This window comes from Fictibacillus phosphorivorans, assembly GCF_001629705.1.
GTDB lineage: Bacteria > Bacillota > Bacilli > Bacillales > Fictibacillaceae > Fictibacillus > Fictibacillus phosphorivorans_A.
The window spans coordinates 1,881,125-1,894,764 of sequence record NZ_CP015378.1; the positions used below are offsets into that span (position 1 = coordinate 1,881,125).

10 protein-coding genes and 2 other annotated features are annotated in these 13,640 nt (G+C 39.1%); of the genes, 7 read left to right on the forward strand and 3 right to left on the reverse strand.

Going from position 1 to position 13,640, the window contains the following annotated elements; genetic code table 11:
• Nucleotide 1: 1 nt before the first annotated feature.
• Nucleotides 2–1,363 (reverse strand): MATE family efflux transporter, encoded by a 1,362-nt coding sequence (locus ABE65_RS09640; protein ID WP_066394100.1) that lies wholly within the window; start codon nt 1,361–1,363, stop codon nt 2–4.
• 86 nt (nt 1,364–1,449) lie between these two features.
• On the opposite strand from ABE65_RS09640, the gene ABE65_RS09645 reads away from it, so the two are divergent.
• From ABE65_RS09645 to ABE65_RS09670, 6 genes are all read left to right on the forward strand, one after another.
• A complete protein-coding gene (locus tag ABE65_RS09645; RefSeq protein WP_066394101.1) occupies nt 1,450–1,731 on the forward strand; it encodes a hypothetical protein in 282 nt (93 codons plus the stop codon).
• Nucleotides 1,732–1,778: 47 nt separating this feature from the next.
• Nucleotides 1,779–1,981 (forward strand) — a binding site (T-box leader).
• A gap of 46 nt (nt 1,982–2,027) precedes the next feature.
• Nucleotides 2,028–3,710: an arginine--tRNA ligase gene (gene argS / locus ABE65_RS09650; protein ID WP_066394103.1), complete on the forward strand. Its 1,683-nt coding sequence runs from the start codon at nt 2,028–2,030 to the stop codon at nt 3,708–3,710.
• A gap of 104 nt (nt 3,711–3,814) precedes the next feature.
• Nucleotides 3,815–4,750, forward strand: coding sequence for an EamA family transporter RarD (gene rarD, locus ABE65_RS09655; protein WP_066394105.1), 936 nt, complete (start codon nt 3,815–3,817; stop codon nt 4,748–4,750).
• Between the two features lie 171 nt (nt 4,751–4,921).
• The gene (locus ABE65_RS09660) at nt 4,922–7,777 is read left to right on the forward strand and encodes a 2-oxoglutarate dehydrogenase E1 component (protein WP_066394107.1); all 2,856 of its coding nucleotides are present in this window, start codon (nt 4,922–4,924) and stop codon (nt 7,775–7,777) included.
• Nucleotides 7,770–9,044, forward strand: a complete 1,275-nt coding sequence (gene odhB, locus ABE65_RS09665; RefSeq protein WP_066394108.1) for a 2-oxoglutarate dehydrogenase complex dihydrolipoyllysine-residue succinyltransferase — start codon at nt 7,770–7,772, stop codon at nt 9,042–9,044. The genes ABE65_RS09660 and odhB overlap by 8 nt, the downstream gene beginning before the upstream one ends.
• Before the next feature lie 354 nt (nt 9,045–9,398).
• Nucleotides 9,399–10,373 (forward strand): nuclease-related domain-containing protein, encoded by a 975-nt coding sequence (locus tag ABE65_RS09670; protein ID WP_066394110.1) that lies wholly within the window; start codon nt 9,399–9,401, stop codon nt 10,371–10,373.
• A 204-nt stretch (nt 10,374–10,577) separates the two neighbouring features.
• On the opposite strand, the gene ABE65_RS09675 is transcribed toward ABE65_RS09670, so the two are convergent.
• Nucleotides 10,578–11,540: a quinone oxidoreductase family protein gene (locus tag ABE65_RS09675; protein WP_066394112.1), complete on the reverse strand. Its 963-nt coding sequence runs from the start codon at nt 11,538–11,540 to the stop codon at nt 10,578–10,580.
• A 155-nt stretch (nt 11,541–11,695) separates the two neighbouring features.
• On the opposite strand from ABE65_RS09675, the gene ABE65_RS09680 reads away from it, so the two are divergent.
• Entirely contained in the window at nt 11,696–11,896 is a 201-nt protein-coding gene (locus tag ABE65_RS09680) for a DUF6501 family protein (protein ID WP_066394114.1), read from the forward strand.
• 55 nt (nt 11,897–11,951) lie between these two features.
• On the opposite strand, the gene ABE65_RS09685 is transcribed toward ABE65_RS09680, so the two are convergent.
• Complete coding sequence (locus ABE65_RS09685; RefSeq protein WP_066394116.1) at nt 11,952–13,031, reverse strand: bifunctional 3-deoxy-7-phosphoheptulonate synthase/chorismate mutase; 1,080 nt, start codon at nt 13,029–13,031, stop codon at nt 11,952–11,954.
• 315 nt (nt 13,032–13,346) lie between these two features.
• Nucleotides 13,347–13,558: a binding site (T-box leader), on the forward strand.
• Nucleotides 13,559–13,640: the final 82 nt, after the last annotated feature.

Sequence of the window (13,640 nt, forward strand, 5' to 3'; positions counted from 1 at the left end):
TTTATTTTTGTTCAGAAGAGGAATAAGAATGGGACTGAATGTATTTTAATCGCGTAAATAGAATAATAGCTCCAGCTGTTAGACCTGATATTAATCCGATCCAATAACCATAGGCACCAAGAGTTGTGAAATTAGCGAGATAATATCCTACCGGTAGACCAAGCACCCAATATGAGATAAATGAGAGCATAAAGGTCACATTTACATCTTTATAGCCTCTTAGCGCACCTTGTATCGGAGCTCCTATAGCATCCGCCAGTTGAAAGAACACCGCATACCATAAAAACGAAGTCGTCAGTTGAATAACTTCTTCTTCGTTTGAATACATGCTTGCTACTTGTTCATCGAAAATCATTAAAAGGCCTGAAAGAACTAGGGCAAATCCAACCGCCGTTACAATTCCGATATAGCTATATTGTGCTGCATCTTTAAAGCGTTTCGCACCAACTTCAAAACCAACTGCAATCGTAAGCGCAAAAGAGATGCTTAGCGGCAGCATATACAGGAACGAAGCAAAATTGAGTGCGGCTTGGTGAGCAGCAATGGTTATCGTGTTAAAATCACTCATTAACAATGTAACGGCCGCAAATATACTTACTTCAAAAAAGATGGCTAGACCAATTGGGACCCCGATCTTCAACTGCTCTTTCCAAGCGGTCAAAGAAGGTTTATAGAAGTTTCTAAACAGTTTATATCCCCTAAATGGATTCACTTTAACGACAATTATCACGGTAAAAACTGCGGTTACCCAATACGTTATAGCTGTTGCAACACCTGCACCTATTCCACCTAATTCTGGAAAACCACCTTTACCAAAAATAAATAGGTAGTTAAAGATCGCATTTACGGGTAGTCCGACAAGAGTAATAAACATTGTAATTCTAGTTTGACCAAGCGCATCTATAAAAGATCGAAGTGCTCCATATAAAAACAACGGCATGATCCCGAAAGAGAGTGCGATTAAATAGCCTCTTGCAACGTGCTCCACTTCTTTCTCAAGGGTCATCGCTCCTAGAATAGGATCTAAAATCATTGAACCTAGTGCAACAACGATCACGGATATTACGACTGATAAATAGACGGCTTGCATAACTGATCGAGGTACATTTTTTGTGTTTTTAGCCCCTACTAACTGTGATACGATGGGTGTTAATGCCATTAGGATACCATTTAGTCCAGTGAAGATAGGAACCCATAAACTCGATCCGATGGCTACACCTGCAAGTTGATCAGCCCCAGATCTTCCGCTCATAACGGTATCTAAAAAGTTCATGGCATATAAACCCAACTGAGTGATCAAGACTGGTATCACAAGGATTAAGAAGTTTTTGTATTTATCTCTTAACGAATATGTCTGTATCATATGCATACTTCCTTTAGTATTAAACTGTCAATTCGAGACAATGCATTATATCATAAAACATAACTAATATACGTGAAGGAGAAACTATGAGTGTTCAATTTCTTTTTGAAGTTCAATCTGTTCTGCCAGGAGAGAAAAACGAAGAAAAGATTGTACTGGTATCAACAGAGCTTTTATATAAAACGAGTGGGGAAACAATTTATACAGGCGTAATACCGGTCAGAGTTACAGAACATGGAGTTTTTGTATCAGTGCCAGCAGTTACGGCGGCTTTTAATTCAAAATATTTACGTACTGAAACGTTATTTCGGTTAAAAAGATACATTAAACGCATGAGAGATTACTTGGATTTTGATAATAAGGAATAAGTTGACTTTTTGTTTTTGCCCTCATATAATATGAAAAACTATAACTCAGATCATTTATGAAAAAGAGAGTACTCTGTAAGGATGTTCATAGCGAGCAAGGAATCGGTGTAAGCCTTGCACTACTTACAGACGAAGCGCACTTTGGAAATGTTTGCTTGAAACGAAGTAGAGCAGACCGGGACTTCCCGTTAACAAGTCAAGTGGCCTTTTGGCAACGAGAGTGGTACCGCGGTCAATATCCGTCTCTTCTATTAATTTAGAAGAGGCGGATTTTTTTATTTTAGGGAGGGAAACGAATGAACGGAAAACATTTATTTGTAGCTTACTTACAAGATCACATTGGTACTGACTTAACATTTGAACAAATTGAAGCCTCTATAGAAAAGCCTAAACAGATCCAACTTGGTGATCTAGCATTTCCATGTTTTCAGTTAGCTAAGATCTTTAAGAAATCTCCAATTGAAATCGCAAAAGAGTTAGCTCAAGGAAACATCTCAGGTGAGTTTGAGAAAATTGAAGCAGTGGGGAGCTATGTAAATGTTTTTTTAAATAAAAAAGCAGAAGCTCTATCGCTGCTGACGCAAATTTTAAAAGAGAAGGAAGCTTATGCAAACCATCGTTTCGGTCATGGAAAAACGATTCTTTTAGATCTTTCCTCACCAAACATCGCAAAGCCGTTCTCAATGGGACATCTACGCTCAACTGTAATTGGTTCCTCAATAGCTGCTATCAGCGAAAAATGCGGCTACCAGACAGTTAAAATAAATTATATAGGAGATTGGGGAACTCAGTTTGGAAAATTGATCTCAGCTTATTTAAAATGGGGTGAGGAAAATAAAGTACGAAATAATCCGATCGAAGAGCTAACTAAACTTTACGTACGTTTTCATGAAGAAGCTGAAAGAGACCCTTCGTTAAATGATGAAGGTAGAATGTGGTTTAAGAAATTAGAAGATCATGATCCAAAAGCTAAAGAACTTTGGGTCTGGTTTAAAGAAGTATCTTTAGAGGCTTTTCAGAAAATTTATGAGTTATTGGATGTCCAATTCGATTCCTATAACGGTGAAGCCTATTTTAACGATAAGATAGATGCTTCTGTAAAAGCACTGCAAGAAAAGAATCTGTTAGAACTCTCAGAAGGTGCTCAGGTTGTAAGGGTAGGTGATGATCTACCACCGTGTTTAATCAAAAAAACAGACGGTGCCACTCTCTATGCCACTCGTGACATTACAGCTGCTATCTATAGAAAGAGCACATATGACTTTACCGAAGCATTATATGTTGTCGGTCACGAACAATCTCTGCATTTTGAACAAGTGAAACGAGTCCTGAAAAAGCTCGGACATGTTTGGGCAGATCACATGCACCATGTTCCATTCGGGCTGATTTTACAGAACGGTAAGAAGATGAGTACTCGAAAAGGAAAAACAGTCCTATTAGAAACAGTTATTTTAGAAGCAGTTAAGTTAGCAGAACAAAATATTCGAAGTAAGAATCCTGAACTCCATGAAATAGCGACTGTCGCTCGTCAAGTAGGAGTGGGGGCTGTTATCTTTCATGATTTGAAAAATGAGAAGGGAAATGATGTGGAATTTTCGCTTGAGATGATGCTTAAATTCGAGGGCGACACAGGGCCGTATGTACAGTATACAGCAGCTAGAATTCAAACATTATTGAACAAAGGGAACTTTACCGGAAATGTTCCACAAGAGTTCTCTATCGGATCTGAAAGCTGGGGAATTCTATCTGTATTAAGCGAGTTTCCTGAAGTTGTTGAACTAGCGTTTCACAGAAAAGAACCTTCTATTATTTCAAAATATGTCTTAAAACTATCTCATAAGTTCAATCATTATTATGCTCATGTAAAAATCTTAGATAGTAAAGAAACGCCAGAACGATTAGCACTTTGTGCAGCAGTTCAGATCGTCCTGAAAGAAGGATTACGATTATTAGGCGTGCAAACACCGAATAAAATGTAAAGTTACCCTTTATTTTGCTGCAGAGTTTATTTAGTAGCTAACCATCTAGATTCCGTTATATAATCTTATAACTTCATATAAAATATGGGATCGAGGAACGGACAATGAAATTAAATGAACATACGAAGGGTATATGGTATGCCGCTTTTTCTTATTTAATATGGGGATTTCTTCCGCTATATTGGAAGCCACTCCAATCCGCTGGTTCTGTGGAAATCCTGGCACATCGCATTCTATGGTCATTTCTTTTAATGATTGCGGTTATGTTCTTATTGAAAAAGAAAAAGACACTCATAAGAGATGTAAAAGTGCTCTTTAGTCAAAAAAAGCAGTTTATATCCGTGTTGACTGCTTCGCTATTAATTAGTGGAAATTGGGTCATGTATATCTGGGCGGTTAATACTGATCATGTCGTTGAAGCGAGTTTAGGCTATTATATTAATCCGCTCGTTAGTGTGATCTTAGGCATGCTTGTTTTAAAAGAAAAATTAAACAGCTGGCAGCTCATATCCTTTTTGTTAGCTGCTAGCGGTGTTTTTCTATTAACATGGCAACATGGAGAATTTCCTTGGGTAGCTGTTTCTTTAGCGCTTTCGTTTGGCCTGTATGGACTTGTAAAAAAACTTGGGAGTTTTGACTCGCTAACAGGTTTAACATTTGAGACGATGTTTGTCTTCCCATTAGCGTTACTTTATTTAGTCTATCTTCAATGGAACGGGGAGGCATCATTTATCTCTGGAGGCACTTCTACGACGTTACTTTTATGGGGAGCAGGTCTCGTTACTGCTGTACCTTTACTTTGCTTTGCGCAAGGTGTAAAGCGGATCTCGATGACGATGATCGGTTTTCTACAATATATTGCTCCTACAATCATGCTCGTTTTAGGTGTATTTTTGTATCAGGAAACATTCAGTAAGATTCATGTCATTTCATTCACCATGATATGGGTTGCACTCCTTATTTTTACGGTCAGCAAAACAAAATGGGCAAATTATCTCATAAATCGTAAAAAACAAAATTCACTTTCTGCGAAAATATAGTATAATGGCAATGACCATTGTTACAGTTGAAACCTTATCAATGATAAGGTTCTTTTCATTCATTGTTTGAGAGCGCTTTAAATAGGGAAAAATTCAATGGCGAGAAATGATGAATCACCTGTTAACAGCAACAGCACAATACTTACAAAGGGAAGCAGGAGGGAACAAAAGATGAGTCATCAACGTTCCAAATCAGAAAATCCTTGGCAGGGACTAAGTGGACCAAATATGGCCTACATCCTTGAACTATATGATCAATATAGTGTGGATCCGGAATCTGTTGACAGTTCATTCAAAGAGAAATTTGATGCTTGGGGGCCTCCGATCGAGGGCTCTGAATCAAATCAACGTACTGCACAGAGTTTTGATGGATTGGATTTCGAGAAATTAGCAGCTGCACTAAAATTAGCAGAAAACATTCGCACATACGGTCACTTAGCAGCTAACTTATACCCTGTAGGGGAATTTCCGAAAGATAACCACCATATTGACCCGAAAGAATTTAACTTATCAAAAGAAGATTTGAAAGCGATACCACCTTCCTTTATTTGGAAAGAAGCGCCATCTAGTGTTAAAGACGGCTATGAAGCGATCCAAATGCTTCAGGAAGTGTATACCAAAACCATCGCTTATGAGTTCAGTCATGTACATGAGACTGAAGAACGCCAATGGTTAAACACCATGGTTGAAACAAGCCAACACTATCCTAAATTTTCGGCTGAAGATAAGAAGAACCTTTTAACACGATTGAGTGAAGTTGAAGGTTTTGAGAAATTCCTTCATAAAACATTCGTTGGACAAAAGCGTTTCTCTATCGAAGGCGTTGATATGCTGGTACCTATGCTTGATGAAGCAGCTAAAGAAGGATGCTGTGACGGAGCTGAACATGCTTTGATCGGAATGGCACACCGTGGGCGTCTAAACGTACTTGCTCACGTGCTTGGCAAACCTTACGAATTAATTTTCTCAGAATTTCATCATTCTCCAAACAAAGAGCTAATTCCTTCTGAAGGTTCGAGAGGAATTAACTTTGGTTGGACTGGAGATGTAAAGTACCATTTAGGTGCAAGCCGTTTAGTTGAAACAGATCAATCTCATAAAATTAAAATCTCACTTGCAAATAACCCAAGTCACTTAGAGTATGTAGATCCAGTAGTTGAAGGATATACAAGAGCAGCTCAGGAAACACGTGACAAAAAAGGTTATCCGGTTCAAGATACTTCTAAAGCCTTTGCCATCCTTATTCATGGTGATGCTGCATTTCCAGGTGAAGGAATCGTTGCTGAAACATTGAATTTAAGTCGCCTTAGAGGATATCACACGGGTGGAACACTTCATATCATCGCGAACAATCTAGTAGGTTTTACAACAGATAGCGGCGATTCTCGTTCAACGAAATATGCGAGTGACCTTGCAAAAGGATTTGAGATCCCGATTATTCACGTTAATGCAGATGATCCAGAAGCATGTATTGCAGCTGTACATCTTGCTTATGAATATCGTAAAAAGTTCCAAAAAGACGTTCTGATCGATCTGATCGGATATCGTCGTTTCGGTCACAATGAAATGGACGATCCATCAGCAACACAGCCAAGATTGTATAAACAAGTAAACAGTCATCCGACAGTTCGTGACGTTTATGCAAAACAGCTCGTTAATGAGGGAGTACTTTCTGAAGAAGAAGTAAAGTCCATTGAAAATGATGTATTAACAAAGCATCAGACTGAATATGAAAAAGTTCAAGGTCGTAAAGAAAAATTCAAATTGGAAGACACACGACTTCCTGATCCGTTATCGAAAGCACTTCCTGATATCGATACCACAATCTCAGTTAGTGATCTTCAAGAACTTACAGAGAACATGCTTAAGTTCCCAGAAGACTTTAACGTTTACCCTAAAATCAAGAGAATCCTCGAACGCAGACGCAAGTCTTTCCAAGGGGAAAAGATCGATTGGGGTATGGCTGAATCATTAGCTTTCGCTTCCATTCTTAAGGATGGAACACCGATTCGTATCACTGGGCAAGATTCTGAACGTGGTACATTCGCGCAAAGACACCTTGTTCTAAACGATAGTGAAAGCGGAAAGAAATTTTCTCCGCTGCATGCGATGGATGACATCGATGTTTCGTTTGCGATTCATAACAGCCCACTTTCAGAATCATCAGTTGTTGGTTTTGAGTACGGTTATAATGTGTTTGCACCTGAAACCCTTGTTATTTGGGAAGCGCAATACGGAGATTTTGCGAACGTAGCACAAGTTCTGTTCGATCAGTTCTTATCTGCTGGCCGTGCGAAGTGGGGGCAAAAATCAGGTATGGTAATGCTTCTTCCTCACGGATACGAAGGTCAAGGACCTGAGCATTCAAGTGCACGTCTAGAGAGATTCTTACAGTTAGGTGCAGAAAATAACTGGACAGTTGCTAACGTAAGTACAGCATCACAGTACTTCCATCTGCTTAGACGTCAAGCGAAGCTTCTATCGATGGATGAAGTTCGTCCGTTGGTTGTTATGACACCTAAGAGCTTGCTGCGTGACACGAAAGTGGCATCCATGGCGGAAGCTTTTGAAAGTGATCACTTTATGCCATTGTTACAACAGCCTGGTCTAGGCAAAGAAAAAGACAAAGTGAAAAAAATCTTGCTTTGCTCTGGTAAGATCGCGATCGATCTTGAAAAAGCGCTTGAGCAAGATCAAGTAGCAAGAACGGAAATGCATATCGTCCGTGTTGAACAGATCTATCCGTTCCCAGAAGAAGAGATGAATGCTCTATTAAAAGAGTATCCAAACGTTGAAGACTTGATCTGGGTGCAAGAAGAGCCGAAGAACATGGGATCATGGTTATACATCGAACCTAAACTTCGTGCAGTAGCACCACAAGCACACGTTTCTTATATTGGACGTCAAGAACGTTCGAGTACGGCTGGTGGGGAACCAGACATCTATAAAAAAGAGCAAGAACAAATCATCCAAACATCATTAGCACTAGACATTCAATCGCGAGAGGGAGGCCGTGAACATGTTTGACGTTAAAGTTCCGGAATTAGCCGAATCAATTTCAGAAGGTACAGTAGCACAATGGCTTAAAAAAGAGGGCGACACCGTTGTTAAAGGCGAAGATTTAGTAGAGCTAGAAACAGATAAAGTTAACATTGAGATCAGTGCCGAGCGAGATGGCGTTCTAAAAAATATTAAAGTTGAACCAGGTGACACTGTAGCCGTTGGTGATATTATCGCTTCAATCGTAGAAGGCGGTGCGTCTGAATCTGCAGAACCAGCTGCAGAAGAGAAAACGGAAGAAAAAGCAGCTCCAACTCAACAAAAACAAGAGCCAATCGTGGAAAAAGACGCGGCTGAGGAAGAAGTAAAAGCTTCTGACCGTCCGATCGCATCTCCTGCTGCGCGTAAGCTTGCTCGTGAGAAAGGCATCGATCTATCTGAAGTGAATGCTCGCGATCCTCTAGGACGCGTTCGCACGGAAGATGTAAAACGTCATGCTGAAGGTGGAAGCACAGAGAAAGCTGCTCCGGCATCTAAGCCAGCAGCATCAGCTTCTAAACCAGCTACTTCTGTTGAAGCGGTAAATCCTGAGAAACCTGTAGAGCGCGTGAAGATGTCCCGTAGACGTCAAACGATCGCTAAACGTTTAGTTGAAGCTCAACAAACTGCAGCTATGCTTACAACGTTTAATGAAGTTGATATGACGGCGATCAACGAAGTTCGTGCTCGTCGTAAGGACAAGTTCTATGAGCAAAACGGTGTTAAACTAGGATACATGTCATTCTTCACGAAAGCTGTTGTAGGAGCACTGAAAAAGTTCCCTGCAATCAATGCTGAGATTCAAGGGGATGAAATGGTTCTTAAGAAATTCTACGATATCGGTATCGCAGTAGGAGCTGAAGAAGGATTAGTCGTACCAGTTGTTCGTAACGCTGACCGCCTAAGCTTCGCTGGTATCGAAAAAGAAATCGGGAACTTAGCTGAGAAGGCACGTTCTAAGAAGTTATCCTTAGAAGACCTTCAAGGTGGTTCATTCACTATTACAAACGGTGGTATCTTCGGATCAATGCTTTCAACACCTATCTTGAATGCACCTCAAGTTGGTATCCTAGGCATGCACACGATCCAATGGAGACCTGTAGCGATCGATAAAGAGCGTATGGAAAACCGTCCGATGATGTACATCGCGCTTTCTTATGATCACCGTATTGTAGATGGAAAAGAAGCAGTAAGCTTCTTAACAACAATTAAATCACTTCTGGAAGATCCAGAATCACTTCTTTTAGAAGGTTAATGTTTAGGAATGTAATGATGATATGGAACACCTCCTGCTTGCAGGGGGTGTTTTTTTGTGGGTTATGTTTATAGCATTGCGTGTTGGAAGTTAGCGAGTGTTTGAGAAGGTGGCGGGGGATTTGTCGAATGGCCTTTATTTTTGATTTTAGACTTAATTAAGGTTGAGAACCGCTTAAATGGTGCGCCGCACGACTTAATGAACGTCTTTTTCGACTTAATATTTTCATTTTTGACTTAATTGTGCACAATTTAATTTCCCAGCAAAAAAATTCATCAAGCCATTGCTGAAAATAAAGGTTTTTTATCAATTTTTATCGAATGAAATATGTACTAAAAAGCGAGAGGTGATACCTTGATAAAAAAACCACGTACAAAGCCCCTAAAATTATTAAAATTGAACGCCATCTTACAAAGATTAGTACACAATCACCTGAAACACGGTGAATTACAAATCGAATTTGCAAGATATTCAGCAGGTTATAGAGGCGAAGTGGCATTAGATTATTATCTGCACGATTTAGATGAGAATTCATACTTCATTCTTCATGACTTGCGACTACCGAGAGATAGAGAAAAGAAATACTACTTTCAAATTGACTGTCTGATCCTTCATTCTTCGTTTGGCGTTCTGCTCGAAGTCAAAAATCTCTCAGGTGATCTATATTTTGATCATCTCTTCGACCAGATGAAAAGAACGAAAAATGGAGTAGATGAAACATTTCCTGATCCAGTAAGCCAGGTCCAACAACAAAAAATATATCTGGAAAGCTGGTTGAAAAAAAATCAGTTGCCTAAAATCCCGCTTTATTCCCTCGTTGTTCTAACAAATCCTAAATCTTTTATTACGTTATCACCGCATTATGGCAAAAAAGCGGCCCAAATTATTCGGACTAAGAGTCTAGCTAATAAAGTTCAACAAATTTCAACGTACCATCAAGAAATCCTTACGAAGAAGGACCTTTCAAAAATAACTACAAAACTATTCAAGCAACATGAAAGACATAGCCCCGATTTATTAAAAACCTACAACATCAATCACACGGACATTATCACTGGAGTCTTTTGTCCAGGCTGTAATCATATTCCTATGCGACGAGAGAGAAGTACTTGGATTTGTTCTAAGTGCAATATTAAATCCAAAGATGCTCATATTAGAGCTCTCCAAGACTTCGCAGTGATTTTTAATGAACCTGTAAAGAATAAAACGTTAAGACGTTTTTTACACATCGATTCAACTACTTGTATGAAAAATCTTCTGAGATCTATGAATCTTACCCCGAGCGGTCCAACTAATTCTGCAACGTACCATTTACCGATTCCTGAATAACTCAACTACCAAAAAACTATATTAATCTAATAAAAAAATGAATTAAATAACCTATTATTTAATTACTAATACAAACTTGCAAAATGCAACTGATGATACTTGTGAAATGCAACCAACCGACGATTATGACATTTGCATATTACAAGTAAACAACAAAAAAGCAGCTGCAATCAGCAACCGCCTTAGTTTCATCAAATATATTACTTAAGGAATCAACAAGATCTTCCCAGTACTTTTTCTACTCTCCAAATATTCATGAGCTTTTTCACCTTCATGCAAGGGGAAAGATGTTTCTGTAATTTTTACATCTCCATTTTTAATCCATTCAAACAACTCACTTGAACGCTTTACACGTTCTTCATGTGAGGTTAGAACATTCCACAAGTCTCCACCGGTCAACGTCTTAGAAGTATCCATAAGCATACGAGGATCAATGGACACAGGGTCACCACCGGCCATACCGAAAAATACAACGGTTCCGCCAATCACTGTAACTTCAAAACTATCCATTATCGTAGAACCGACCGACTCGTAAACAACGTTTACACCTTTGCCTGAAGTTTCACTCAATACGCTTTCTTTCCAATTATCATTATATAGGAATACTGAATCGGCACCAGCTTCTAAAGCGAATTGCCGCTTTTTCTCTGAAGACGTTAAACCTATAACTTTTCCGCCAAGCAACTTGATGATCTGAATTAATAATTGTCCAACACCGCCGGCAGCAGCATGAACCAAGGCTACATCACCTTTTTTTATCGAAAAACTGTCTTTCGTTAGATAATGTGCAGTCAACCCTTGTAATAAAAGTGAGGCAGCTGATTCAAAAGAAACGCCTTCTGGAATCGGAATTGCTTTGTCACGAGGTACAGAGACGAGTTCTGCATTAGCAGCAGGTACATCTGCAAATGCGATACGATCTCCAACGGAAACACCGTTAACAGCACTACCAACTTCTTTAACGATTCCTGCTCCTTCATAACCGAGAATATATGGAGGCTGCCCTTCAAGATGATAATTTCCTTTTCTTCTATAAACATCAGCGAAGTTTAAGCCAATGGCTTTCATTTCGACCAAAATGTCTTGATCACCGATAATCGGGTTGTTAATTTCTCGATAGTCTAAAACTTCTGGACCACCAAAAGAGTCAAACACTAAAGCTTTCATATATGTAGATCTCCATTCTTATAATATGATCCTTATCATAGTAACCGAAACAATCTATATAATACTAGGAAAGAAGTCTCTAAGGAATGAATTTGACAGATAGAGCAGGGCACATTATGATTTAACAAAAGAAATGCTTAAAGGAGAGAGACTTCATGATTCATTTAGAGTGGACGAATCGAGACACGATTCGTGAAATTAAATGTGTACATACGGATGCAAAAAAATATATGGTTAACCGTGCTTTAACGGCTGGTAAAACCTATGAGCTAAAAAACGAAACAGAGGAATTTTATTTTGTAGTAGATAACACAGGTAAAGTAGGCGGTTACTACAAAGAATATTTCGAAGGATAAGCCTAAAGCAACCAAGAAAAAGCCTGACTCAGCGAGCCAGGCTTTTTTCGTTCTATTAAGAATGAATCTTCTTTTTTTCTTTGTTTAGTAGAGCATCCATGAATTCGTGGAATTCTGGAATGTTCATCTGTTGTGCTGAATCAGATAGTGCTACTGCTGGGTCAGGATGAACTTCTGCCATAACTGCATCTGCGCCGATCGCCATTGCCGCTTTAGCAGCAGGGAGGAGAAGGTCTTTACGCCCTGTTGAGTGTGTTACGTCCACGACTACAGGTAGATGCGTTTCTTTTTTAAGAATAGGTACCGCTGAGATATCTAGCGTGTTTCTTGTTGCTCTTTCGTACGTACGAATTCCGCGTTCGCAAAGAATGACTTGGGAGTTACCTTGAGCCAAGATGTACTCAGCTGCGTACATGAATTCCTCAATCGTTGCAGCTAACCCACGCTTCAGCAATACAGGCTTGTTTACAGAACCAGCTGCTTTTAACAGATCAAAGTTCTGCATGTTACGTGCGCCGATTTGAATTACGTCAACATAATCTAGTGCCATTTCAATATCGTTAGGGTTTAGAATCTCACTTACAACAGCAAGCTGATGTTCATCTGCTGCTTTACGAAGAATTTTTAATCCTTCTAGTCCAAGTCCTTGGAAGTCGTAAGGAGACGTACGCGGTTTGAATGCACCACCCCGGATTAACGTTAAACCTTTTTCTGCAATGACTTCAGCTACTTGCTTCACTTGTTCGTAGCTTTCTACCGCACAAGGACCCATGATGAAGTGAGGATTACCATCACCGATTTTTTCACCTTTTACATTTACAATTGTATCTTCAGGTTTCTTTTTACGAGATACGAGTAATGCTTTTCGATTATCGTCTTTTTGAAGCTCTAAGCTTGCTTTGAAGATCTGTTTGAAGATATGTTGCACTGTTGACGTCTCGAAAGGACCATCGTTATGTGAAGCGATCAAATCAAGCAATTCTCTCTCTCTAACAGGATCAAAGCGTTTAACACCTTGCATTTCTTTAAGCTTTCCAATTTGTTGTGCCACGTTTCCTCGTTCGTTTAGAAGCTCTAGAATCTTTAAAGAAATATCATCCATCTGTTTGCGTAAGTCTACTAATTCGTTTGACATGTGTGGTTCCTCCCCATATTTATACTCTTGTCATTAGTTCCTATATCGCGGCCGCTCATAGGCTTATTTATATACATCGTTACATAGACACTTTCGCGCTTTAAAGCGTGTGTCTCATAAAGTATTGTTTGTAACTTTAAAGGGATTTCAAAAGAATGTCAAGTACTTACACGAAAAAAGATTTAAAATAATTTTAAAGCTATTTAAAGTGCTTTTTGACATATAGATGAAGGTAATATAAATTTTAAGAAAAATGAATGAATTTCCTTTACAACAGCGCTTCAACGTGCTAAAACTGTTTATAACTTTATAAAACAAATCGCAATGAAAGAACAGCAGTAGTGAAATGGTTCCCTGTTATTAGAGAGCTGATGGTGGTGCAAATCAGTACACAGCCTTTCACGAATTACAATTCTTGAGCAAGCTTTTGTAAAAAAAGCCGGAAAAATTTCCGTTAACAAAATGAAGGTGGCAAAGGTTGTTTATTTGCTGTCAGGGTGGTACCGCGATAATTATTCGTCCCTGCTTATTAGCAGGGATTTTTTTGTACTATCAGAACTAAAAGAGTAACTAGATCAACGTGGTTTACAAATGTTTTTTCTAAAAAAA

What these genes read in the sequence shown, in the direction of transcription:
- ABE65_RS09640 (WP_066394100.1), bottom strand. Translation starts at nt 1,363, where the DNA reads ATGATACAGACATATTCGTTAAGAGATAAATACAAAAACTTCTTAATC.
- ABE65_RS09645 (WP_066394101.1), top strand. Translation starts at nt 1,450, where the DNA reads ATGAGTGTTCAATTTCTTTTTGAAGTTCAATCTGTTCTGCCAGGAGAG.
- argS (WP_066394103.1), top strand. Translation starts at nt 2,028, where the DNA reads ATGAACGGAAAACATTTATTTGTAGCTTACTTACAAGATCACATTGGT.
- rarD (WP_066394105.1), top strand. Translation starts at nt 3,815, where the DNA reads ATGAAATTAAATGAACATACGAAGGGTATATGGTATGCCGCTTTTTCT.
- ABE65_RS09660 (WP_066394107.1), top strand. Translation starts at nt 4,922, where the DNA reads ATGAGTCATCAACGTTCCAAATCAGAAAATCCTTGGCAGGGACTAAGT.
- odhB (WP_066394108.1), top strand. Translation starts at nt 7,770, where the DNA reads ATGTTTGACGTTAAAGTTCCGGAATTAGCCGAATCAATTTCAGAAGGT.
- ABE65_RS09675 (WP_066394112.1), bottom strand. Translation starts at nt 11,540, where the DNA reads ATGAAAGCTTTAGTGTTTGACTCTTTTGGTGGTCCAGAAGTTTTAGAC.
- ABE65_RS09680 (WP_066394114.1), top strand. Translation starts at nt 11,696, where the DNA reads ATGATTCATTTAGAGTGGACGAATCGAGACACGATTCGTGAAATTAAA.
- ABE65_RS09685 (WP_066394116.1), bottom strand. Translation starts at nt 13,031, where the DNA reads ATGTCAAACGAATTAGTAGACTTACGCAAACAGATGGATGATATTTCT.